This is a genomic window from Pseudomyxococcus flavus (assembly GCF_050038885.1).
GTDB classification, from domain to species: Bacteria; Myxococcota; Myxococcia; order Myxococcales; family Myxococcaceae; genus Myxococcus; species Myxococcus flavus.
The window spans coordinates 334,962-357,011 of record NZ_CP143624.1 but is presented as its reverse complement, the minus strand read 5'-3'; the positions used below and the strand labels follow the sequence as shown (position 1 = coordinate 357,011).

Here is a 22,050-nt window from a genome sequence, read left to right as displayed (position 1 = left end):
TCAGGGACGATTCTGACTGCTTCCCACGCTGACGTCGAACCGGATCACTGCCAGTGCGGCATGCTCCCAGCCGTCGTTGTCGCCCTCCAACAGTTCCTTCACCACTTCGGCCGGGGGCGCCTCCCCCGCGGTGCCCACCAGCCACAGGGTCACCGAGCCAGTCTCACCCGCCAGGCTCACCCCGGCGAGCCCCTGCGCTCCCCGTAAATCATGGGTTCCCGCCTTGATGGGGAAGTGGCCCAGCAGCTCCGCGGGCTGGCCCTCCCGCTGCTCGAAGAGCAGGGCGGTACCGGCCTCGGTGGCGTGGTAGCGCAGGAGCAGCACATCCGAGTCCGCCACCGGGCTGCCCGGGTCCAGGCGCCGCAGCACCCCCTCACCGTCGCGCGCCGCCACGGACAGCTCCAGCGCGAGACGCGGCGTCGTTCCCTTTTCCCCCGTCCACCGCGCCGCCGTGCCGGCTTGGATGGCGGGGTCCTCCGCCCGCATGCGCGGCACGAGCACCACGGCCAGCAGACAGGCGGCGATTCCTCCCGCCGCCAGCCCCCAGCTCCGGGCATGCCGCCAGGGCCCGCGCAGCGCGCGGCGGATCCGCGCCAGGCCCACCTCGTCCAGCGGGGCGTCCGTGGTCGCGCGCTGGGAGAGGCCCAGGAGCAGCGCGTCCACCTGTCCATCGAGCAGGTCCGGGCCTGGGTGCGTGGCGAGGAAGGCCTCGCACGTCTCGCACGGGTGCGCCAGATGCTCCGCGAAGTACGCCACCGTCTCCGGCTCACGGCGGGCCAGGGCGCGCAGGCATGCGTCATCCAGGTGTCTCATGAGCACTCACTCCCACCGGCCGGCGAGGACTCGCCGCAGCAGCTCTCGCTTGATTCGAGACCGGAACCGCTCCAGCCGCATCGTCACCGCGCTCTTTCCCACGCCCAGCTTCTCCGCAATCTCTCGCGCGGACAGTTCACCCTCAATGTAGAAAAGGTGCACCGTCCGTTTCTCCTCGCCCTCGGGCAGCTCCGCGATGAGCCGCCGCACCACCTCGATGTCGCGCTCGAGCTGGAGTGCCTCGGGAATGTGGGGGACCGTCTCGGGTTCCGGGTCCGCCACGTCCTCCTCCAGTCGCCGGGTGCTGGACTTCCGCTCCAGCCGTGTCCGGGCCCGGTTGCGGGCGATGGACAGCAGCCAGGGCTCGAACGCCCCCGGCTCCTTCAGCCGAGGAAGCGCCCGGAACGCCCGGACGAAGGTCTCCTGGATGACGTCCTCCACCTCATCCGCGTCGAGCGGCGTGAAACCACCCACCAAGCGCGCCACCAGCGGGCGCATGCGCCGATAGAGCTCGCTGTAGGCAGACGCCTCCCCCTGCGATGCCCGCCGTACCCACTCCGTCAGTCCCTCTGACGCAGCCACCTGTCCTCCAGACCCTCGCGAACGACCGCCGGCCACAGTGCCGGTGAACACCCCCGTCCCCCAGCGGGCAGACGGGTGGACTTCTTCCCGCTGGCACAGAGGGGGGCGGTGGGGAGAAGAATGCCTCCACGGCTGTTCATCTCCCTAAAGGACACTGCCATGCGCGTCATCAACTTCAATCCCGGCCCCGCAAGTCTGCCCCTGCCCGCGCTCGAGCGCGCCCGTGACGAACTGCTCGACTTCGAGGGGACCGGCATGTCGGTGCTGGAGCACAGCCACCGGAGCCCGGAGTACATGGCCGTTCACGAGGCGGCCCTCGCCCTGGTGTCCAGGCTGCTCGGTGTTCCGGATACCCACCAGGTCCTCTTCATGGCGGCGAGCGCGTCGCACCAGTTCGCGCAGGTGCCCATGAACTTCCTGCCGCCCGGCGCGAGCGCGGACTACATCATGACGGGCGTGTGGAGCGAGAAGGCCTTCGAGGAGGCCAAGTTCTTCGGCGTCCCTCGGGTTGCCGCGACCACGGTGCGGCCCGACAAGCGCTACACCCGCGTGCCGCGCCAGGAGGAGCTCGCGCTGGACCCGAAGGCCGCCTACGTCCACATGACGAGCAACAACACCATCTTCGGCACGCAGTGGCAGTCGTTCCCGGACGTGGGGAGCGTGCCACTGGTGGCGGACATGAGCTCGGACTTCCTCTGGCGGAAGTTCGACGTGAGCCGCTTCAGCCTCATCTACGCGGGGGCACAGAAGAACGTGGGGCCCTCGGGCGTGACGGTGGTCCTGGCGCACAAGGACTTCATCGCCACCGGGCGCAAGGATGTTCCGAAGATCTTCCACTATGCGACGCACGCGGCGAGCAACTCGCTCTACAACACGCCGCCGTCCTTCGCCGTCTACCTGATGCGCAACGTGCTGGAGTGGGCGGAGTCCGTGGGGGGCCTGGGACAGCTGGAGCAATGGAACCGTGAAAAAGCGGCTCTGGTCTACGGCCTCGTCGACAAATACCCGGACTTCTACCGCGCGCCCGTGGAGCGCGAGTCCCGTTCAATGATGAACGCTGTCTTCCAGCTTCCCACCGAGGCGTTGGAGGCGGCCTTCATCGCTGACGCAAAGCAGCAGGGAATGGTGGGCCTCAAGGGGCACCGCACGGCGGGCGGCATCCGCGTCTCCATGTACAACGCGGTGAGCGTGGAGAATGTGCGGACGCTGGTCTCCTTCATGGACCACTTCGTGAAGACCCGCGGCTAGGCTGCGTCCAACCGCACGGATTTCCCACTCCCGGAGGATTCATGAAAGCCACGCTGACCGCCGTCGTGCTCTCCCTGATGTTCGCCGTCCCCGCCTTCGCCAAGGAGGTCGCGGGGGTGAAGTACCCGGAGACGGCCACCGTCGCCGGCAAGGAGCTCAAGCTCAACGGCGTGGGGCTGCGCAGCAAGTTCGTGTTCAAGGTCTACACGGCGGGGCTCTACCTGGAGACGCCGTCGAAGGACGGCGCGGCCATCATCAGCTCGGACCAGGTGAAGCGCGTGCGCATGTACATGCTGCGCGACCTGGACAAGAAGACCATTGTCGAGGCCATTGGTGACGGGTTCAAGAAGAACGCGGGCTCGAAGCTGGCGGAGCTCCAGCCCAAGCTGGACACCTTCAACTCGGCCATTCCGGACGTGAAGAAGGGCGACGAGCTCCTCCTCACGTACATCCCGGGCCAGGGCACGCAGGTGTCGAGCAAGTCGGGCAAGGAGATTTCCATCGAGGGCAAGGACTTCGCCGACGCGCTCTTCTCCGTCTTCGTGGGGAAGAGCCCGGTGGACGGCGGCCTGCGTGACGGCATGCTCGGCAAGGACTGAGTGACGCGCGCACCCGCTGCGCCGCGGGCGCCCCGTGTCTCCCAGGCGAGGCACGGGGCGTCGCCGTTTTTAAGGGGCGCGGGGCAATGGCTCCGCGGCTCATTCGTAGGTGGGGGGAGACGGCCGCCGCTGCACGCCGGCGGGAGGTCTGATAGCAACCGGAGGGCTCGAAGGAGGTCGTCATGGGAATCTGCACGTGGCTGGTCCTGGGTGGAATCGCGGGGTGGCTGGCCAGCATCATAAAGGGCACCAATGCGCGCATGGGCCTGTTCGCCAACATCGCCACCGGCATCGTCGGGGCCATGATTGGCGGCTGGGTTTTCAGCATGATGGGCGGGACGGGGGTGACGGGCTTCAACCTCTGGTCGCTGCTGGTGGCGACGGTGGGCTCCGTCATCCTCATCACCATCGTCCAGGCCATCCGGAAATGAGGGCCGCCGCCGCGCCCGGGCTCAGAAGAGACTGAGCTGGGGCGTGGGCGGCGGCTTCCGCTCCGGGCGCCGGAAGGTGTCCGGAGCTGCTTCGGTGACCCACGAGGCGCGCATGCCCACCTTGCGCGCCGCCGTCTGGAAGAGCCGGTGGATGGTCTCCGCGTAGAGGCCGTCACCGCGCATCCGGTGCTTGAAGCGGCTGTCGTTGAGCTCTCCGCCGCGTGTCTCGCGGATGCGGTGGAGCACCCGCTCGGCGCGCAGCGGCAGCTTCGCGCGCAGGCGCTCCGCGAACACGTCCTTCACCGGGCCGGGCAGGCGCACCAGCGTGTGGTGCGCGCGCGTGGCGCCGGCCTCGCGCGCCGCGGACAGCACGCGGTGGATGTCCTCGTCGTTGAGGCCCGGGATGATGGGCGCCACCGACACCGCCACGTCGATGCCGGCCTCGGTGAGCCGCTGGATGGTGAGCAGCCGGCGCCTGGGAGAGGCGGCATAGGGCTCCATGGCCCGGGCCAGCTCGGCATTGTAGAAGGGGAGGCTGATGCTCACCCACAGCCGTGCGTCACGGGCCAGCCGCTGGAGGACGTCCAGGTCGCGCTCGATGAGCACGCCCTTGGTGATGATGCCCACCGGATTGCGGTACTCCGCGCAGACCTCCAGGCAGCCGCGCGTCAGGCGCAGCGAGGCTTCCAGCGGCTGGTAGCAGTCGGTGACGCCGCTGAAGACGACGGTCTCACCCTTCCAGGAGGGCTTCTCGAAAGCCTCGCGCAGCAGCTCCGGCGCGCGCGGCTTCACCACCAGCTTCGTCTCGAAGTCGGTGCCGGCGCCCAGGTCCAGGTACTGGTGCGTGGGCCGCGCGTAGCAGTACGCACAGGCATGGAGGCAGCCCCGGTAGGGGTTGACGCTCCAGTCGAAGCCCACGTCCGGGCTGTCGTTGTGGGACAGCACCTGGCGGCTGTGGTCCTCGAAGACCTCCAGCTTGGACGGCGGGATTTCGTCCAGGTACTCCACCGCGGTGCTGGCCCAGGGGTTGGGCGGATTGTCGATGGGGCGCGCCTTCACAGGCATACCGTGGGCCTGAAAGCACGTTCAGTCAAGGGCCCTGCGAGCGTGAAGAAGGGGAACCCCCTGCAGAGGGCTCCCCGGTGCTCCATCCGGATGGCGGGCTCTGGAATCCGCGCTACCAGGTCCAGACGTAGAGCTTGTGGACACCCACGGTGCCCCCCGTGTTGCTCACGTAGAGCCGCGCCCCGGGCCACGCGCAGTTGAGATTCAGGTTGCTGTGCGTCTGGCCGACGTCAACAGTACCGGAGATGTTATTGCCTCCGCAGTACGCGTAGTAGGACGTGGGGGCGGTACCGACGTTCTGGATGGAGAACGGCGTCACGCCGAACAGCCAGGTCGAGAAGTCGCGCGTCTGGCCTGCGTCAATCCACGCGGACTCCATGGCCTGCCCCATATCTCCCAGCTCCCGCTGCTGCAGGGCCTGCTCCTCTTCCGGCGTGTACTCCCCGCCGCAGCCCACGGCAGCCAGAGACAGCAGACCCACGACTCCCAACGTATGGAACTTCTTCATGGCTTCCCCCTCATTGCGAGTTGCCCCAGGATTGGGGTTCGCGCTGTGTGTGTATGACTTCATATATTGTAAATGGTGTGTTTTTGACACCTGGTGGGGTCAACATGATTGTGTTGCGGGTGACGCGTCGCAGCGGCTGTCTGGGTTTGTTCACGCGCCGGAGCTTCCGCGCATGCCTGAAGCCCTCGCTGTTTCCGCCCTCTGCTTCGAGTTCGCGAGTCCGGACTCCGAAGGAAGCGGCTCGGTGAATATCGGGTCGTGAAGGGCCTCAAGGGCCACGAGTCAGTCGAACGAGCGTCCCGAGTCGGCCTATGCCCTCGTCGGGTGCGTCCGGACCTTCGAGGCCGCGGGGAAGGCATCCCTGACTGTCGCGACGAATGACGGGACCTCGGGCGCCTATCGCAGCGTTGCCTGGCGTGTTCTCGATGACGGCCGGACGGTCATCGTCTTGAGCAGCCTTCGGCCGGATGACTCGAAGCTCTTCGCCTTCGTGGAGTCGCTGCTGGGGCTTTCGATTGTGCAGGCGCGCGGAGGGTGATGCCCTTCGAAGCGCATGTCGTCAGGGCGGGTGCTGCTCACGTCACCGCGGCGCGGGAGGTGAGGGCGGCGGCCCGCGTTCCATGAGGACGGGGAGTGGCGTAGGCTCCACCACACCTTGCCTTGGAATCCTTTCATGTCCCTTCGCACTGCCTCCGCAGGTCTCCTCATCGCCGTCATGGGGGCTCTCGGCTGCGCCCACACGCCGCCTTCTTCGGTCGAGAGCTCTCCGGCGCCGCGTCCCCGATGGGAGCGCGAGTTGGTGGTGTGGGGGGAGGCGGACGCTGCCCGCGCTTCCGTGTGGCGGGACCATCCCCGCATGAAAGGGCGGTTCCACGAGAAGGCACCGGACGACATCCAGGTCTTCTTCCCCAATCCGGAGTCCGAAGACCCGATGAAGGACGAGGTGATGTGGGTGACCGTCATCGCCCATGATGCGGCGAGCGGCGCCTTCCTGGGCATCCTGCTCAACGCCCCCCGACACCTCAAGGACGTGCAGGAGGGAGATAACGTCGTCTTTCATCTCCCGCCCGATGCCCCCCTGCCGGTCGCCGTCGGTATGGGCGGGGAAAGACTGGGCTGGCCCGTTACCGCGGCGGATTCGTTGACCGAGACGGTCGTCCGCGGCGTCCGGCACTACCGGCAGGGCCGCTTTGGCCACAACCCGCCCGGCATCCAGGCCTGCGTCGGCACGCTTGGGCACGTCCTGGAGCCCTCGCCTCAGGACGCGCCCGCGGACCTGCGCGCGCTGGGGCACTTCGTCCTCGCGCGCTGTCTGGCGGAGCAGTACGAGACGGAGCGTGCCATCCACCACTTCGAGGAGGTGCTGCGGCTCACGCCCGAGGACGAGTACGCCCGGATGGGACTGCTCGCGGAGCTGTCCGTCATGGTGCATACGTCCCCGGACGAGCTGAAGTCAGGGACCGAGCTGGACTGGCAGGAGCGCTACCTCAAGCAGATGGCGACGGCGCTCGAACGCATCAAGAATCCCCACTCGCTGGAGCTGCTCGGCGTCATCTTCAGCGAGGAGGAAATCAAGAACGCGGCCGAGTCGAATCCCGAGCGGGAGAGGAAGCTCCGTCGCATCGGTGCCGGGGCGTTTCGCTACAAGGTGCGCTGAGCTGTCTTCGCTCGCGGTGGGAGCGCAACACGCGCCACGGGCTCGCGACTCGAGCCGTCACGCGCGCAGGTAGGCGAGGATGACGTCCTTGTCGCCTGTTGCGAGCACGTACGGTGTGCCCGGTGCGATGACGCCCTTGCGTGCCGCCACACCGTCCACCGCGTCCTGGGCGTGGGTGAGCTGTACGCCGGCTCCGCCTCCACCGAGAACGAGGGGGGCGCCCATCTTGAGGTCGAGCACCACCACCCGGCGCCGCGCGGGTCGGGGCTCCGCCATATCCACGACGACGAAGTCACCCGCGAAGCGGCGCTGATCGCACCGGAAGACCCACAGGTTTCGCTTGCGGTCGAGCAGCTCTCGCACGAAGGGCTTCTCGTCACTCTTCAGGGCGTAGCGCTCGGAGAGGAGGCTCGCGGTAGCGAGCGGATAGCCTTCCTCCTTCGCGAGGAGCAGCGCCCACGGATTCGCGTGCCGGAGCAACGACAGGGAAACGGGCAGGACGATGGGAGGTTCGCGAGGCATGCGTGGGCGTACGCGACGACCGAGGTCGCACGTGACGGACAGGCATTCGAACAGTTCCGCGACGAGCGCGTGCAGGCATCCGGCTGAAGCGTGGCGATGACGGATGGCCCCGTCTGGGTTTCAGTGATTCGCCGGCTCTGGTAGAGGGACGCGGCTGTCAACCCACTCCCAGGAGTCTTCGCATGTCCCGGTTTTCCCGCCACGCGCTCGTCCTCGCCCTGTTGCTCACCTCCACCTCTGCCCTCGCGGGGGCGCAGTGGGTACAGGCGCGGACGGTGCTCAACACGTGCGGCTACTTCAGCACCGCGCAGGCGGAGATCACCCTCACATACCGCAACGACGACCTGCCGTGGGGAACCAGCGTGTTCCTCATCTATGGCTGGGGCGGAAGCTCTGGCCCCTCCAGCACGTTCGACTGGGCCCCGGCTCCGCAGACCGTCGAGGTGCCGGCCGTGGCGCCGTACCACTGGGGGACCACGGTGACGGGCGTCATCCGGGCGCGGTCGTCCACGCAGTACACGAGCATCAACTACGTCTGGAAGGTGGTCCTTCCGGATGGCCATGAGTTCTATGAGAAGGGCAATGGCTCCACCTACGGCTACTATGCCGCGGACTTCTCGCAGGTGCCGATGCCGTGCACCAACACCGCTGGGAGCTTCATCGGCACCCCGACTCCGCTGACCATCACCACCGTCGTCAAGAACTGACGGCTCTCCGCCAAATGGCGCCCTCCATTGAGCGCCCGTGCAGGCGTTGGAACCTGCCTGCGATGCCGTTCCCGAGGAGCACCCGTCCAGCGGCGCTCCTCGGTTCCTCCGCGTGCCCCTCATATCGGCGATGTGGCTTCGGGCTCCACAGCGGCCCGGAAGTCGTTCGTCGTCATTGGCCATCGCATCGCGCGGCTCGCCGCGTCAGGCAGCGACGCCGCACAATGGAGCGCCCTGGGCGTCCAGCGCATCGGTGACGCCTCCGAGGCGACGGCCGTGGTGCTCGGGCTCTGCTCGGATGCAACCTCCTTGGTCACCGGCCATTCGATGATGGTGGATGGCGGCGTCAGCTCGCTCTTGCGTCGAGCCGCGTCGCGGGCGGCCTCCACTTCTGCGTCAGTCCGCTCCGCCGGCGCGTGACTGACTCACGCCTCTCCACTCCCGAGAATCGAGAAGGCTGTTTCGCGTTGGGACGTCAGTCTCAGCCTTCGTGTCCAGGGTAGGTGTCGCCTTGTATTCGTCGCAGCGATACCTGGCGGGAATGCTGTCCAATGGCATACGCGAATTCGAGCCGAGTACGTGTGATTAAAACTCGGGCGGGCCCTCGTGCGTAAGTTGCTTTGGCGGCTCTCCTCCGTGACTGTCTACATGCCAGGCCGCCGACCCCCAACTCCCAGTGGAATGGAGCGAGACAATGAATGGCAGACGAGTGGCCCCCAGGTGGCAATGGCTGAGTGCGGCCTTGGCGTTCGGAATGTTGGGCGCGTGCGGCCCCGAGTTGGAGGAGGAACTCCTCGTTGCCGATGAGGCGCTGGTGGAGGACGAGGGGACGTCGGACACGGTGTCGGCGATGGCGGGTGACCGCTACGCCGACGCAGTGGTCCAGAGCGGCGTCATCGCCGTCCTCAACCCGAACAACGCCGTGGGCGCGCCGGACGGCCACGTTGCCACCTTCCTGGGCCTCCTGGGCGGCTCGCTGGTGCTGGACATGGGCCAGGGCGAAGAAGGCACGGGACCTCTGCGCATCTATTATCAGGGACTTTCGCTGGCGGTGATTGCCCAGGTGGATTTCCTCCGTGCCGACATGAGCGTCATCAGCACGGGGCAGGCGAACCTGCTGGACCTGGGACTCGGTAGACACTCCACGCTGGTGGCTTTCAGCAACGCCACGCCGTACCGCTACGTGCGGCTGCGCAGTGGGCTGGCCGCGCTGTACGGCCTGGACGCCGTGGAGGATACGGGTGGCGGCGTGGGCGCCTTCTGCGGAGACGGCCGGGTGGGCACCGGAGAGCAGTGTGACGACGGCAATCGGGTGGCGGCGGACGGCTGTAGCAGCACCTGCCAGCAGGAGCCGGGCTACACCTGCCAGGGCACGCAGCCCAGCATCTGCGGCGACGTCAATGAATGCGCGAATGGCACCGCCCAGTGCTCGGTGAATGCATCCTGCACGAACACGCCGGGCAGCTACACCTGCACGTGCAAGCCGGGCTACTGGGGCAATGGCTGGGTGTGCAGTGACATCGACGAGTGCTCGAACGGAACGGCCACGTGCCAGCCGGGCCAGCAGTGTGTGAACACGCCTGGTGGCTTCGATTGCGTGGGCGGTGGCTGCTCGGCTCCCCTGATGCAGTGCGGCTCACAGTGCGTCGATGTGACGTCGGATGAGCAAAACTGCGGCGCCTGCGGCGTTGTCTGCCCCGCGGCGAAGACCTGCTCGTCGGGAGTCTGCGTGCTGGGCGCGCTTCCCGGTGAAGATGGTCACGACGTGGAACCGCGAAGGTGATGGGAACCTCATCGTCAGGACCCCACGGGGAGGAGCAACTTCTCCGACAACCGGGGCCCTGACGAGGGAGGACTTCAAGGCGATGGCCCTGAAGGAGTCAGGTGGGAGAGGGCTGGAGTGGGGCATTGGGACCGCTGGCAAGACGCCGTCGAATGGCGTCTGCTTCAAGGCAGTGGGCTTCGCTCGCCTGCCCGGCGCGGAGCGCCCCGGGTTGTACCCCAGTGGTCTCCAGCTGACCTCGTGAGCTGAGGGGGCACGTCCCTCGCGGCGCGACATGCCGCCGCCGGAGGGAACGCGGGTGGCACAATCCGTGGGGAGTCATCGGGGCTGAGCATCGCTCGCGGGTGCTCGGCCCAGTTTCACTCCTGGGCGCCCGTTTGCTGGCCGCGATGACCACTCGTGGCACGGGGTTGCGGCGGCCCGTGCCATCCATGCGGCGTTCGTGAGCTCGCAGCCCCTCGGCCCTGCGTGGCTTCTTCGGCCACGCAGGGCCAGCCCCTCGCCGACCTACCTGAACAGGATCAGGTGACTTCGCGCGTCAGCCTCGAGTCCCACGGGCACCAGTGGCCGCCCGGGAGGAATGCACCGCCCGCCTCGTCCAGGTGGTCTTCCACATACGTCATGTTGGCATCGCAGACTTCGATGGCCATCGAGAAGAAGCGGATGGTGTTCGGGTCCAGGTGGAAGGAGAACTTCGGGTTGTAGGCCGCGGCCCGCTTGATGATGCGTCCGTGGACGTGGACTTCGTTCCGCTCCTCGCCAGAGAGAATCCTCCGTGCATGTGCAATCGTATTCTCGTCAGTCAACTCGATGATGAACTCCAGGTTGGGCTGGGCATGCTGCGTGAAGGCGAAGCGTACTGGGTTTGCCATTGCAGGGCTCCTTGGGGTAGGGGCCCCATATAGGAGGTTGTCCTCGCACGCTTGCATCACCTACCGGTAGGGGAGGTGTGTCTTGAATGCAGCGCCGTGAGGCGTGGCGTCCGAGACAGCCGCAAGGGGCAGTGGGGCCTCGAGAGAAGGAGCTCGTGCTCACGGCGTTGCGCTCCGTCTCCGCCGGGTTGGGGCGGCCTCCGAGAACCGGCAGGCCGCCAGCGCGACGGGGTGGCGAGGCGTCAGTGACTTGCAGCCAGGGGGGCCGGTACGGGCAACACCCAAGTCTCCCGGCTGAATTGTCCATCCAGTGCCGTGAAGTAGATGAAGTCGCCGGCGCGCAGCAGGTCCTGCGGATAGGACGAGGCGGGGCCTGGGACGATGTCCTGCAGGAGCTTGGATTCGCATCGCAGTCATGCCCATCTTCGATTCGAGCAAGGGCATGCCGCGGCGGCGGCAATCAGCGCGACGGTCCAGGGCGTAGGTGTAAACTCCACGCATGTCTTCCTCGCTCGAGCCCGGACTCTACGAGACGCTCCTCAGCCTGGCACTGCGTGACCAACTCGATGCTTCGAGCCGTGAGGGCTGGTGGCTCGACGTTCAGAAGTGCGATGCGGCAATGCTGCCCGAGGTGCTCGCCCGCCATGTCTACGTGCTGGCGCGCCGCGCGCTGGCCTCCGTGCCCTCGGACGAGGCGCAGGTCGAAAATCAGGTGCGTCTCGCCAATGACCTCATCTCGCTATTGAACAAGGCGGGGAACGACGACACCGTCCTCCTGACAGACCAGGTGTACGAAGAGGCGCAGATGCTGCGCGAGGCGCGACGGGTCGGGAATGGCCTCACGACGCCGAAGCCAACACCCCGGCCCCACCTCTCCCTCGCGGAGAGTGGGCTGCTGGTGAATGGCCGCCGCGACTACCAGGTGGGGCCCGAGCTCGCGCGGGAAATCGAAAGCGCCGATCGCATCGACCTCCTCTGTGCCTTCGTCCGCTTCGCGGGTTTGCGCCTGGTCCGAAAGCAGCTCGAAGACTTCGTCCGCCGGGGTGGCCGGCTACGCGTCATCACCACCGTATATACCGGCTCCACGGAGCGCCGCGCGCTCGACGACCTGGTGAAGCTGGGCGCCAACGTGAAGGTCTCCTTCGAGACCGACCAGACGCGCCTCCATGCCAAGGCCTGGCTCTTCCACCGCAAGACGGGCCTGCACACCGCCTACATCGGCTCATCCAACCTGACCCACAGCGCGCTGGTGGACGGCTTGGAGTGGAACGTGCGCGTGAGCCACGCGGACAACGCCGGTATCCTCGAGCGGGTCGGCGCGACGTTCGAGCAGTACTGGAGCGAGCCGGAGTTCGTCGCCTATGACCCGGACCGCGACGGTGAACGGCTGTCCGCGGCACTCGCCCGGGAGCAGGGCGGCTCCGCGAAGTCCTCGCTGGAGCGCCTCGTGGCGCTCAACATTGAGTTCGAACCGAAGCCCCACCAGCGGCAGATGCTCGAAGCGCTGGAGGCGGAGCGCCAGCATGGGCACCGGAAGAACCTTGTCGTCGCCGCGACGGGCACCGGTAAGACCTGGGTGGCTGCCTTCGACTATCGGCGGCTGCGCGCCCAGGGGCATGAACGGCTCCTATTCGTCGCGCACCGGGATGAAATCCTTATCCAGAGCCAGCAGGTCTTCCAGTTGGTGTTGCAGGACGCCGCCTTCGGCGAGCGGCTCGTCGCGGGCGAGCGCCCGGTCCACGGGCACCATGTCTTCGCCTCCGTGCAGTCCCTGCAGCGGCAGCTCGAGACGCTGGCACCGGACGCGTACGACGTCGTGGTCGTGGACGAGTTCCACCATTCCGAAGCGCCCACGTACCGCAGACTGCTGGAGCGTCTGAGACCGCGCATACTGCTCGGCCTCACCGCGACTCCGGACCGGGGAGACGGCCAGTCCGTCCTGGGCTGGTTCGACGGCCGCATCGCCTGCGACGTCCGCCTCTGGCAGGCCCTCGAACAGGGGTTGCTCTGCCCCTTCCAGTATTTCGGCGTACACGACAGCACCGACCTTTCCTCCGTGACATTCAAGCGGGGCATGTACGCGAAGGGCGAGCTCGAAGCCCTGTACACCGGCGATGACCTCCGAGCCCGCCGCATTCTTCAGGCGGTGGCGGAGTACGTCCATGTCCCGCAGGCCATGCGGGCCCTGGGATTCTGCGTCGGCGTCACGCACGCGGAGGTCATGGCCCGCCACTTCAACGCCGCGGGACTCAGGTCCGTGGCCCTGCATGCTGGCACTCCGGATGGAGAGCGCCGAGAGGCCGTGTCCCGGCTCCGGCGCGGCGAGCTCCAGGCTGTCTTCACGGTGGACCTCTTCAACGAGGGCGTGGACATCCCCGAGGTGGACACGCTGCTCCTGCTCCGGCCCACGGAGAGTGCCACCATCTTCCTCCAGCAACTGGGCCGCGGGCTGCGCTGGTCCCATGGCTCCGGCAAGAGCGTCCTCACGGTGCTCGACTTCATCGGGCAGGCACACAAGAGCTACCGCTTCGACGTGCGCTACCGGGCCATTGTCGGTGGGACGCGCCGGCAGCTCGAGAACGAGTTGGAGCACGACTTCCCACGCCTACCTCCCGGCTGTGCCATCCGGTTGGACAGGATTGCCCGGGATTACGTCCTGCAGAACGTCCGCGCAGCCGTCTTCCAGGCGCGGCGCATGTTGCTCGAGGAACTCCTGTCGCTGCCGTCCGAGACGCGCCTGTCGGCCTTCCTGGAAGCCACCGGCTACGAGCTGGAGGAGGTCTACGGCCGGCCTACGGAGCGCAGCGCCTTTGCGAGCCTGCGTCGTGACGCCGGTTATGAAAAACGCCCGGCCGGGCCGCACGAGGCTGCGCTCTCCAAGGCCCTGGCGCGCTTGCTTCACGTGGGAGACGAAGAACGGCTGCGGCGATGGCGTGACTGGGTGGCCCAGCCTGCACCTCCGGAGCCCGCGTTGCCCGGCAGCCGGGAGCAGCGCCTCCAGTGGATGCTGTTCGCGGCGCTGGGCTTCCGGAGCCGCGCTGTGTCGGAGTGGACGCAAGCGTTGTCCGAGCTGTGGTCCTCCGAGCCGCTTCGCGAGGAACTGCTGGAGTTGCTGGAGTTGCTCGCGGACCGGAGCCGAAGGGTGCACACATCGCTGGACCCGTCCGGGGCCGTGCCTCTCGTGAGCCACGCGACCTATGGCCTCTACGAGGTCATCGCCGCCTACGGCGTGCTGGGGACGAAGGGGACCCTGCGGGAAGTGCGGGAAGGCGTCCTGTGGGTGGAAGCGCACAAGACCGACCTGCTCTTCGTCACGCTCGACAAGTCGGACGCGGACTTCAAGCCCACCACCCGCTACGCGGACTATGCCGTCTCGCCCACCCTGTTCCATTGGGAGTCGCAGAACGCCACGTCGTCCGCGTCGCCCACCGGTCGGCGGTACGTGGAGCATGTCCAGCGAGGGACGCGCGTCATCCTCTTCGTGCGCGAGCGAAAGAAGGATGACCGTGGCGAGTCGATGCCCTACCTGTGCCTGGGGCCGGTCCGCTACGTGAGTCACGAGTCGGAACGGCCCATGCGCATCCTCTGGGAGCTGGAGCGGCCCATGCCGGCGGACTTCTTCCAGGCCACGAAGGTGGCGGCCGGGTAGGCCGCGCCAGACTCCCGAGAGAGGGCCCTCCTCAGTGGCTCAGCAGCCACGCCGCGAGCGGTTGCCACGCGAGCGTCGGGGCATCCGCCGCGTACAAGAGGTCACCATGGCCGAAGTCCTCGGCGACTCGCTCCGGACCGAAGCGGCGGACGACGTGCGTCGTGACGTCCGTCGATGACACCCGCGTCGTCGAATACAACCCGTAGTCACCGAACGCGCCCGCGGCACCAAGGTAGAACAACGGGACTCGGATGTTCGCGAGCTCGGGCCTTGGCGTCTGACCGCACCAGATTTCGTCGAGCTCCACGGTCTCACGCAGCGACTGGTGCGGCGGCGCGCTGGCGAACCACGCGCTCACGTCGTCCTCAGCCGACTCACGCAACGCCGTGACGTTGCCACCAGCGTCGAGGATGGGCGCGCTCAGGTGGTACAGCGGGGTATAGGGCGCGAGCAGATAGGTCAGCCCGTTCATCGCGAGCAGCGCTCCGCGATTCGTGTAGCCCGAGAACACGGGCGACGGTGCCTGGGGCGCGCTCCGGGCCAGCGTGCCCAGCTCGATGAAGAAGCTGTTGTCGGAGTCCGTCACGCCTTGCGCAAGCGCCTCGCGTCCCGCGGCGGCATTCGCACACGCCAGCTCACGCAGCTCCGCGTGCTCGGGCGCGATGTCGTAGTAGGCGTCGAGCACGGCAAGCGCCGACACGTGGCGGCCGCCGGCGGCGACATACGCGTAGGCGAGCTCACCGCCATGCGAGAATCCGCCGAGCACGATCCGGCTCGAAGCGCGGTCGTCGCCGGGCCGCGTCGCTCGTGCGAAGGCGAGCGCGACGGCGATATCTCCGAGCTCCTGGTCAACACCCATCTCGCCCAGGTCAGAGATGTCTCCGTTGGCGGAGGGCAGTGTCCAGCGACGATCGACGCCCCAGACGTCGATGTCCCGGGCCGCGAGGTACGGCGCGAGCCCCGGCGCCGACGACGCGGGGTTGCCGAGCGTCGGCACGAAGTTCGTGACGAAGTTGGCGAAGTCGCCGTGAAGCAACATGATCGCATGTGTGGGCGACCGTGAACGCCACGGTGCGCGCTCGCGGACGACGCGATGGACACGCACGATGGCGTTCGGCGTGGAGCCGACGCGGATGTCGAACCGATAATGATGAACGTCCCCGACGACGTGCTCGCGCAGGACCGCGAACGGCGTGGGCGGAGAAGCGAGCGACTCCACTTCCGTGTGCTGGGGTGGAGAGGCGAAAGCGGACGTCCATGCGACAAGCACGATGAACGAGAGACCAAGACGGGACATTGCGGACCCTTCAAGTGCGCCCAAGGTTGGGGGACGCCCTCCCGGAACGGGAACGGGCTACCCCGTGAAAACGCAGAAATCGGTGTGGCCATATCGTCCCGCCGTTCATCAAGGCTTCGCCCCATGGAGGGGTTGGTGCTGGAGCGCTTGTCGGGAGCAGGGGACGGCCACATCACCTACCGGATGAAGGTCTGGGGCCTTGTCGCTCACGAGGAGCCCGATTCAAGAGTGCGCTGTGGGCACCCGTCGGCGAGGAGGGGGTGGAGTTGCACTGCGACGGGCGCCCCATGAGAGCGACGCCGCCGATGGGTGAGGGGCTTTAGTGCTTCCCCGCAGCTCCCCTCGCGCAGAGGCAGGCCACTACCGGGCCTGGAGTGGCCCCCGGAACCCGCGAGGCTCCGCGCTCACGGTGGTATTTCCCGCGAGCATTCCTCGGGTGAAGAAGGGGTTCTCGAAGAACACGTACGGGTTGAAGAGCTCGGGCCGACTCGCGACCTCCAGTCTCGCCGAGAGCTCGGGCGGCAGCGTGAAGTCGAGCGCGTGCAGGTTGTCCTCCAACTGCTCCAGCCTGCTCGCACCGATGATGGTGGACACGACGCCCGGACGCGTCGCGACCCAGTTGAGCGCCACCTGGGCGGGCGAGCGTTCCACCTCTTTCGCCACCGCGACGAGCGTCTCGACAATGGCCCAGGGGCGCTCCTGCAGGAACTTGTCCGCCACGGGGTTGCCGCTGGCCAGCAGTGCATGGGCCCGCCCATCGCCCTTCGGCTGGGTTCCCTCGCGGGTGTATCTGCCAGTGAGGAGGCCACCTGCCAGGGGGCTCCAGGGAGTGAGGGCGGCCCCCAGCGCGAGCGCGGCGGGGAGGTGCTCGCGCTCGATATGGCGCTCAGCGAGCGAGTACTCCAATTGCAGCGCGGCGACCTTCTCCCAGCCGTTGCGCTCCGCCAGGGTTTGCGCACGCGCGAAGTACCAGGCGGGCACGTCGGAGAAGCCGATGTAGCGCACCTTGCCCTCGCGCACGAGGCCGGTCAGTGTCCCCATGACTTCCTCCACGGGCGTCAGGCCATCCCAGACGTGCAGCCAGTACACGTCCACGTAGTCCGTCTTGAGGCGGCGCAGCGAGCCTTCGAGCGCGGAGTAGATGTGCTTGCGGCTGTTGCCGCCGGCATTCGGGTCCCCCGGCGACAGGTTGGCAGAGAACTTGGTGGAGATGACCGCCCGCTGCCTCCCGCCATGCTTCGCGAAGTAGTCGCCGATGATGCGCTCGCTGGAGCCGGAGGTGTATGCATCCGCGGTATCGAGGAAGTTGCCACCCGCCTCCAGGTAGCGTGACAGCAGGCGGTGCGCGTCCTCGCCGCTGATGCCCCAGCCCCAGTCGGTACCGAAGTTCATCGTGCCCAGCGCCAGCGGGCTCACCCGCAGGCCCGTCTGACCGAGCAGGTGGTAATTCGCCAAAGACTCAATGTGCCGCGTCGACATGGTGGTGCTCTCCATCCGTGGTGATGGGGTGTGCTCCCCATCGCTCAGCTACGGATAGAGGACCGTCCACCTGGAGGCAGCCCGCTTCTTGCGCCGGATTGAAGGCGCCTGCTCGGCCCCCATGGGGCACGCTGGGGCGGCCCGCACGGCAGAGGTGGGGGGACGGAGCCGCACAACGTGGACCTGACCCGCGTGGAGCCTCAATCCCGGTCTGGGGCTCCCAGAGGGAAGAGCGGCCGGAATGGCCGTGCCTCGTCCACCGCGCGGGCGAAGGACGGGCGCGCGAGCAACCGCGTGCGGTAGGCGCGCAGCGTGGGATAGGCCTCGGAGATCCGGTGCGTCCAGTCCGCATAGAACAGCGAGGGCGCGGCCGCGCAGTCCGCCAGCGTGAAATCCGCGCCAGCGGCGGCCCACGTCCTGCCGGCGAGCTGCCCTTCGAGCCAGGCGTAGGCGAGCTCCAGCTTCTTCACCGCCATGGCCATTCCTTCCTGGCGCTTCACCGGGTCCCCCGTCAGCGCGCCGTCGACCGCGTGCTGTGCCGCGTTCATGACGTGCAGGTCGAAGAAGCGGTCGAAAAAGCGCACGTCCAACGCGGACGTGGGGTCCGCGGGCAGCAGGCGCACGGGCCCGGGATGCTCGAGCTGCAGGTACTCGATGATGATGCTGGTCTCGGCGATGTTGCGCTCGCCGTCCACCAGCAGCGGGAACTTGCGCAGCGGCCAGCGCTTCGCCCACTCGGCCGAGTGCTGGGGCGTCTCCGGCCCGATACAGCGGAATTCGAAGGGGGTGTCATTCTCGTACAGCGCGATGAGGACTTTCTGCGTGTACGAGGAGAAGGGATGACCGTAGAGCACGAGCGCCATTGTGAAACTCCCGATTCAGACCGCTTGCTATTTGCAAGCGGTCTGAACCCTACCGCACTGCTTGCGTATCGCAAGTAGTAGTCGTAGGAGAGTGACCATGGCGCAGACAGGACGCTCCGGCTGCCCGATCAACCTGACGCTCGAGATGCTCGGCGACCGCTGGAGCCTGGTCGTCATCCGTGACGTCATGTTCGGGAACAGGCGCAGCTATGGCGACCTGCTCGCCCAGAGCGAGGAAGGCATCGCCTCGAACATCCTCGCGGACCGCCTGAAGCGCCTGACCGCCTCCGGCCTGCTGACGCGGCGCCCTGACCCGAAACACCGGCAGAAGGGAATCTACAGTCTCACGGAAGCGGCCATTCAGCTCGTTCCGCTCCTCGCGCACATGGGCGCCTGGGGCCGCCGGCATACGCGTCCGAGCAAGGAGTTGTCCGTGCGCGCGGAGCTGCTGGAGCAGGGAGGCACTCCGCTCTGGAACGCCTTCATGGACGAGCTGCGCCACCTGCACCTCGGCGCGCCGCGTCCGACGCGCTCGGTGTTCGGCGAGCTGCAGGCGGCCTACGAGAAGGCACTGGCGCAGCGTGGTCGCTGAGAGGGGCGAGCGCGGCGCCCGTCACCTGTGAGGGCGTCGGGGCGCCGGCACTCCGCCCGTGCTAGCGGGCGGGAACGCGCAGGACGAGGCCCGGTGGTGGCAGCTTCGAGGGAGAGGAATCACCCCAGGAGGCGATGGTGCCGTTCTGCCGGAGGACCAGGCTCTTGTTGAAGGCCTGGCCCGCGACAGCCGCGCCATCCGTCAATCCGGCGGGAGGCGTGGTCTGGCCATAGGCGCTGTTTCCCCAGGCGACGATGGTTCCATTGGACCGGAGCGCCACGTAGTGATGTTCACCTCCCGCGATATCAACGACGTCGCCGAGGTCTGGGGTGAGCGCGAGGTCGTAGTACGCCGCGCCAAAGCCCCAGACGGCCGCGGTCCCATCCGCCCGCAACGCGAGTCCGCTGCTGCTCGTGTTCGCGATGGCCACCACGTTCTCCAGGCCCGCGGGGATCGCGAGGAGGTCAAGCGTGTCCTGCCCCCAGACGGTGACGGTACCGTCCGCCTTGAGTGCCATGGCATGAAACGCCCCCGCGGACACCGCGACCACGTCCTGAAGCCCTTCGGGGACATGTGTCTCCTCCGCCTCCTCGGGGCCGATGGCGACGACCGTCCCATCACGTTTGAGCGCGAGGAGCAGGACATGGTACGCGCTGATGTCCACCACGTCCGACAGCCCCGCGGGCACCGGAATGGGGTCGGGGCCTCCCCACTTGACGACGGTTCCATCCGCCTGCAAGGCCACCGCGAAGGACAGCCCCGAGGCCACGCTCACGACATCGGAAAGTCCCGCCGGAATCGACGTGACGTCGTTCTGGGCGTCGGCCGAGCCCCAGACGGTGACGGTGTTGTCCGGCAGGACGCCGATGCCCCAGTCGGCTGCGTATGCGAGCGTCCGCTGCCGGAGGACGCGCACCGAGGCGGTCGCCGCGGGACTCTGGCCCAGGCCGGTCGTCATGACCACCTCGTGCATGCCGGGCGTGAGGCTCCCGGGCACGCGCACCACCACTTCGGTGTCCGACCAGGCGAGGTACTCCTCGACGTCCACGCCGCCAATCGAGACGCGGGTGGTTCTACGCTCATGGCCAAAGTGGGCGCCTGTCAGCCGCAGGTGGCCGCGTTGGACCGCGAGGGCGGGAGCCGTGAGCACCGGGGCCGCGGGTCGGTTCAGCATCAGGCCGACCTGGTGCTGCTGGTTCGCGCGGACCTCCACGGATTGCAGAGCCTCGGCGTAGAGGTCCTTTCGAGCCACCACCGTGTAGGTGCCCGGGGCGAGCGAGCCCAGGTCGAAGTGGCCCGCCGCGTCGGTGATGGCACGGTGCTCGGTGCCACTGATGGTGAGGAAGATGCCTTCGTGAGACGCCGCCCCCTCGAGGAGGGCCTGCCCCGTCATGCGGCCGAGCTGGGCGCCGGAGTCGGGCGTGGGCGAGTCGGGGTTGCAGGCGGAGAGGGCCAGGAGGATGGCCCAGAGCCAGGACGTCCTCGTGAGTCGCATCAGTGGGACTCCTATGTGGGCGAGGGCGGACGTTCCTCGGGCCGGAGGCAAATGTCCAGGGGCACCCGGGGCCAGGTGACAGCCCAGCTGGGCAAGGTGGAGGACGGCACGCGCCCGAGCGTGGCCATCCTCGGCCCACCGATGGGGTGGCCCACGTCTGCTACCAGCAGGCGGGGAAGGTGAGCTTCCAGTAAGCGGCGCGCAGGGGGGGCGCGACCTGAAGCGCGTGCCTCGTTTCACACGCGGCGATGCGCCGGTCAGCACGCGAACTCGAAGCAGCAGTCCGCGTGTTGACCAGCCGCAGACGAGGCACACGCCATCAAGGCATCAGTGCTTGCGGGTGAGCGGCAGGGCGGGCACGTCCTTCAATTCCGCCTGGTGCGTCACCCGCGTGCCCAGGATGAAGTGCGGCTCGAGCGGATCGAAGGTTTCCTGGCCCGAGTAGACGACGAAGAACTTGCCGCCGCCATAGGCGACGTCCGGCAGGTACTCTTGTGGCTGGTCCCCGGTGGAGATGGGGAAGCCCGAGGGGTCCCAGACCTCGCCATCCTCGCCCCACCGCGCACCCCAGACGGCGTGCGGACCGTCTCGCCTGTCATCCCAGACGACCAGGGACTTGTCATTGTGGTGGGCAAGCCGAGGTTCGGCCTGCGCGCCCGCGGCGACGGAGATGGGGATGCCGTCGGGGTCCTTCACCGTGCCCGTCTTGCTCACGCGCGCGCCGAAGATGTCCGGGTTCCCATTCCGGTCATCAGTCCAGACCACCTGATAGTTCTTGTGCGTCCACTCCACGTCAGGCGTCGTCTGGGCGCCCGCGGCCTCGGAGATGGGGAAGCCGTTGCCGTCGAGGATGGTGCCGTCCTCCTTCACCCTGTTGCCGTAGATGTCCGCGTTCTCCGGGCCCTCGCCATGCTCGTCGGACCAGACGACCAGGAACTCCTTCGTCTTGTTGTTCCAGGTCGACGAGGCATCGTTCGCGAAGGTGTTGCTGGCGCTGAGCGACTCGTCGCCCGTATCGAGGACGACGCCGTCCTTCGTCACCCGAGAGAAGAAGATGTTCGAGAAGTCAGCGGAGATGGTGAACGTCACGAGGCAGATCTTCGGGGAGCAGGCGACGCGCGCCGGACCGACGGATTCGCCCGACGTGATGGCATGGAACACCGGGCCCACCACGGTGCCGTCCGGCTTCACGCGCACGCCGTCAATGCCATCGATGCTCTCCCACACGACGAAGAAGTACTTCCCGTTGAAGGCGATGCCGGGCCGGCGTCCTTCGACGTCTCCAATATTGATGCGGATGCCCTTCGGGTCCAGCACGGTGCCGTCTGGCTTCACCCGCGTGCCGTAGATGCCACCGGTCCGCACGTCGGTCCAGACGGCGAAGTACTTGCCATCCCCGTACGCAACCGCTGGCCAGAAACGCGCCAGCGCGGCGGGCTCCACGTAGCCCCCGTTTTCCTTGAGCCCGTTCTCGACGCTCATCAGCGCCTCGGCCTCGGCGGTTGTCTCTGTCGCGGCGGTTTCCGCTGTCTCGACCGCTCCCTCCGTCGTCGCGTCCTCCACGTCGCCCTGCCATGCCTGCTCCGGCGCCACCCCGCAGCCGACCAGCATGGACCCGAACGCCAGCCCGGCGATGCCGGCCCTCACTCCCCGCTTCATGTGCAGCCTCCCCTTCGCGAACAACGGCGTGAAGCTGGGGGCATCCACCTACGTCACCAGCTACCCGCGGGGGGCAGTCCGGCTTGCTCCGTCCAACACAGCGCGGCCGTCCACGGGGAGCTGGGCTCCTGACGCGACCTGAGTGTCTCGCTTGCGTGGAGGCCACCGGACGCTTCCAGGCGCTCACGAGCCGGGCTTCGGGCAGGTAGGGCCTCCACCCGCCGTCATG

Annotated in this window: 20 protein-coding genes; 9 read left to right on the top strand and 11 right to left on the bottom strand. The window is 67.6% G+C overall.

All coding sequences use genetic code 11. The features are described from left to right. Both VZL07_RS01365 and VZL07_RS01360 read right to left on the bottom strand, forming a co-directional pair. Entirely contained in the window at window positions 1–813 is an 813-nt protein-coding gene (locus VZL07_RS01365) for a hypothetical protein (protein ID WP_426753499.1), read from the bottom strand. Window positions 814–819: 6 nt separating this feature from the next. Further along, on the bottom strand, window positions 820–1,395 hold the full coding sequence (locus tag VZL07_RS01360) for an RNA polymerase sigma factor (RefSeq protein ID WP_426753498.1): 576 nt from the start codon (window positions 1,393–1,395) through the stop codon (window positions 820–822). Window positions 1,396–1,554: 159 nt separating this feature from the next. On the opposite strand from VZL07_RS01360, the gene serC reads away from it, so the two are divergent. From serC to VZL07_RS01345, 3 genes are all read left to right on the top strand, one after another. Next, the gene (gene serC / locus VZL07_RS01355; RefSeq protein ID WP_426753497.1) at window positions 1,555–2,643 is read left to right on the top strand and encodes a 3-phosphoserine/phosphohydroxythreonine transaminase; all 1,089 of its coding nucleotides are present in this window, start codon (window positions 1,555–1,557) and stop codon (window positions 2,641–2,643) included. 41 nt (window positions 2,644–2,684) lie between these two features. Continuing rightward, entirely contained in the window at window positions 2,685–3,242 is a 558-nt protein-coding gene (locus VZL07_RS01350; RefSeq protein WP_426753496.1) for a chalcone isomerase family protein, read from the top strand. Window positions 3,243–3,424: 182 nt separating this feature from the next. Beyond that, window positions 3,425–3,673, top strand: a complete 249-nt coding sequence (locus VZL07_RS01345) for a GlsB/YeaQ/YmgE family stress response membrane protein (RefSeq protein WP_426753495.1) — start codon at window positions 3,425–3,427, stop codon at window positions 3,671–3,673. A 21-nt stretch (window positions 3,674–3,694) separates the two neighbouring features. Here the strand turns inward: VZL07_RS01345 and VZL07_RS01340 are convergent, their stop codons facing one another. Both VZL07_RS01340 and VZL07_RS01335 read right to left on the bottom strand, forming a co-directional pair. Next, window positions 3,695–4,732 (bottom strand): PA0069 family radical SAM protein, encoded by a 1,038-nt coding sequence (locus tag VZL07_RS01340; protein WP_426757215.1) that lies wholly within the window; start codon window positions 4,730–4,732, stop codon window positions 3,695–3,697. A gap of 118 nt (window positions 4,733–4,850) precedes the next feature. Next, window positions 4,851–5,246 carry a hypothetical protein gene (locus VZL07_RS01335; protein ID WP_426753494.1) on the bottom strand — a complete coding sequence of 132 codons (396 nt, stop codon included), beginning with the start codon at window positions 5,244–5,246 and terminating at the stop codon, window positions 4,851–4,853. Window positions 5,247–6,102: 856 nt separating this feature from the next. On the opposite strand from VZL07_RS01335, the gene VZL07_RS01330 reads away from it, so the two are divergent. After that, on the top strand, window positions 6,103–6,903 hold the full coding sequence (locus tag VZL07_RS01330) for a hypothetical protein (RefSeq protein WP_426753493.1): 801 nt from the start codon (window positions 6,103–6,105) through the stop codon (window positions 6,901–6,903). Between the two features lie 57 nt (window positions 6,904–6,960). Here the strand turns inward: VZL07_RS01330 and VZL07_RS01325 are convergent, their stop codons facing one another. After that, window positions 6,961–7,425 carry a hypothetical protein gene (locus VZL07_RS01325; RefSeq protein ID WP_426753492.1) on the bottom strand — a complete coding sequence of 155 codons (465 nt, stop codon included), beginning with the start codon at window positions 7,423–7,425 and terminating at the stop codon, window positions 6,961–6,963. Between the two features lie 182 nt (window positions 7,426–7,607). Here VZL07_RS01325 and VZL07_RS01320 point away from each other — a divergent pair, with 182 nt between their 5' ends. The 3 genes from VZL07_RS01320 to VZL07_RS01310 all read left to right on the top strand — a co-directional run bounded on the left by VZL07_RS01320 (window position 7,608) and on the right by VZL07_RS01310 (window position 9,915). After that, window positions 7,608–8,132: a hypothetical protein gene (locus VZL07_RS01320; RefSeq protein WP_426753491.1), complete on the top strand. Its 525-nt coding sequence runs from the start codon at window positions 7,608–7,610 to the stop codon at window positions 8,130–8,132. 132 nt (window positions 8,133–8,264) lie between these two features. Further along, a complete protein-coding gene (locus tag VZL07_RS01315) occupies window positions 8,265–8,552 on the top strand; it encodes an SDR family oxidoreductase (protein ID WP_426753490.1) in 288 nt (95 codons plus the stop codon). A 334-nt stretch (window positions 8,553–8,886) separates the two neighbouring features. Then, the gene (locus VZL07_RS01310; protein ID WP_426753489.1) at window positions 8,887–9,915 is read left to right on the top strand and encodes an EGF domain-containing protein; all 1,029 of its coding nucleotides are present in this window, start codon (window positions 8,887–8,889) and stop codon (window positions 9,913–9,915) included. Between the two features lie 521 nt (window positions 9,916–10,436). On the opposite strand, the gene VZL07_RS01305 is transcribed toward VZL07_RS01310, so the two are convergent. Beyond that, window positions 10,437–10,787, bottom strand: coding sequence for a calmodulin (locus VZL07_RS01305; RefSeq protein WP_426753488.1), 351 nt, complete (start codon window positions 10,785–10,787; stop codon window positions 10,437–10,439). A 499-nt stretch (window positions 10,788–11,286) separates the two neighbouring features. Here VZL07_RS01305 and VZL07_RS01300 point away from each other — a divergent pair, with 499 nt between their 5' ends. Beyond that, the gene (locus tag VZL07_RS01300) at window positions 11,287–14,436 is read left to right on the top strand and encodes a DUF3427 domain-containing protein (RefSeq protein ID WP_426753487.1); all 3,150 of its coding nucleotides are present in this window, start codon (window positions 11,287–11,289) and stop codon (window positions 14,434–14,436) included. 31 nt (window positions 14,437–14,467) lie between these two features. On the opposite strand, the gene VZL07_RS01295 is transcribed toward VZL07_RS01300, so the two are convergent. The 3 genes from VZL07_RS01295 to VZL07_RS01285 form a co-directional block, all read right to left on the bottom strand. Continuing rightward, window positions 14,468–15,733: a hypothetical protein gene (locus tag VZL07_RS01295; protein WP_426753486.1), complete on the bottom strand. Its 1,266-nt coding sequence runs from the start codon at window positions 15,731–15,733 to the stop codon at window positions 14,468–14,470. Window positions 15,734–16,093: 360 nt separating this feature from the next. Next, complete coding sequence (locus VZL07_RS01290) at window positions 16,094–17,212, bottom strand: aldo/keto reductase (protein WP_426753485.1); 1,119 nt, start codon at window positions 17,210–17,212, stop codon at window positions 16,094–16,096. 200 nt (window positions 17,213–17,412) lie between these two features. Then, window positions 17,413–18,075: a glutathione S-transferase family protein gene (locus VZL07_RS01285; RefSeq protein WP_426753484.1), complete on the bottom strand. Its 663-nt coding sequence runs from the start codon at window positions 18,073–18,075 to the stop codon at window positions 17,413–17,415. A gap of 97 nt (window positions 18,076–18,172) precedes the next feature. Here VZL07_RS01285 and VZL07_RS01280 point away from each other — a divergent pair, with 97 nt between their 5' ends. After that, window positions 18,173–18,667, top strand: coding sequence for a winged helix-turn-helix transcriptional regulator (locus VZL07_RS01280; RefSeq protein WP_426753483.1), 495 nt, complete (start codon window positions 18,173–18,175; stop codon window positions 18,665–18,667). Window positions 18,668–18,728: 61 nt separating this feature from the next. On the opposite strand, the gene VZL07_RS01275 is transcribed toward VZL07_RS01280, so the two are convergent. Together VZL07_RS01275 and VZL07_RS01270 are read right to left on the bottom strand one after the other, a co-directional pair. Then, window positions 18,729–20,162, bottom strand: a complete 1,434-nt coding sequence (locus VZL07_RS01275; RefSeq protein WP_426753482.1) for a carboxypeptidase regulatory-like domain-containing protein — start codon at window positions 20,160–20,162, stop codon at window positions 18,729–18,731. Between the two features lie 327 nt (window positions 20,163–20,489). Next, window positions 20,490–21,821, bottom strand: coding sequence for a hypothetical protein (locus VZL07_RS01270; RefSeq protein WP_426753481.1), 1,332 nt, complete (start codon window positions 21,819–21,821; stop codon window positions 20,490–20,492). Window positions 21,822–22,050 lie beyond the last annotated feature (229 nt).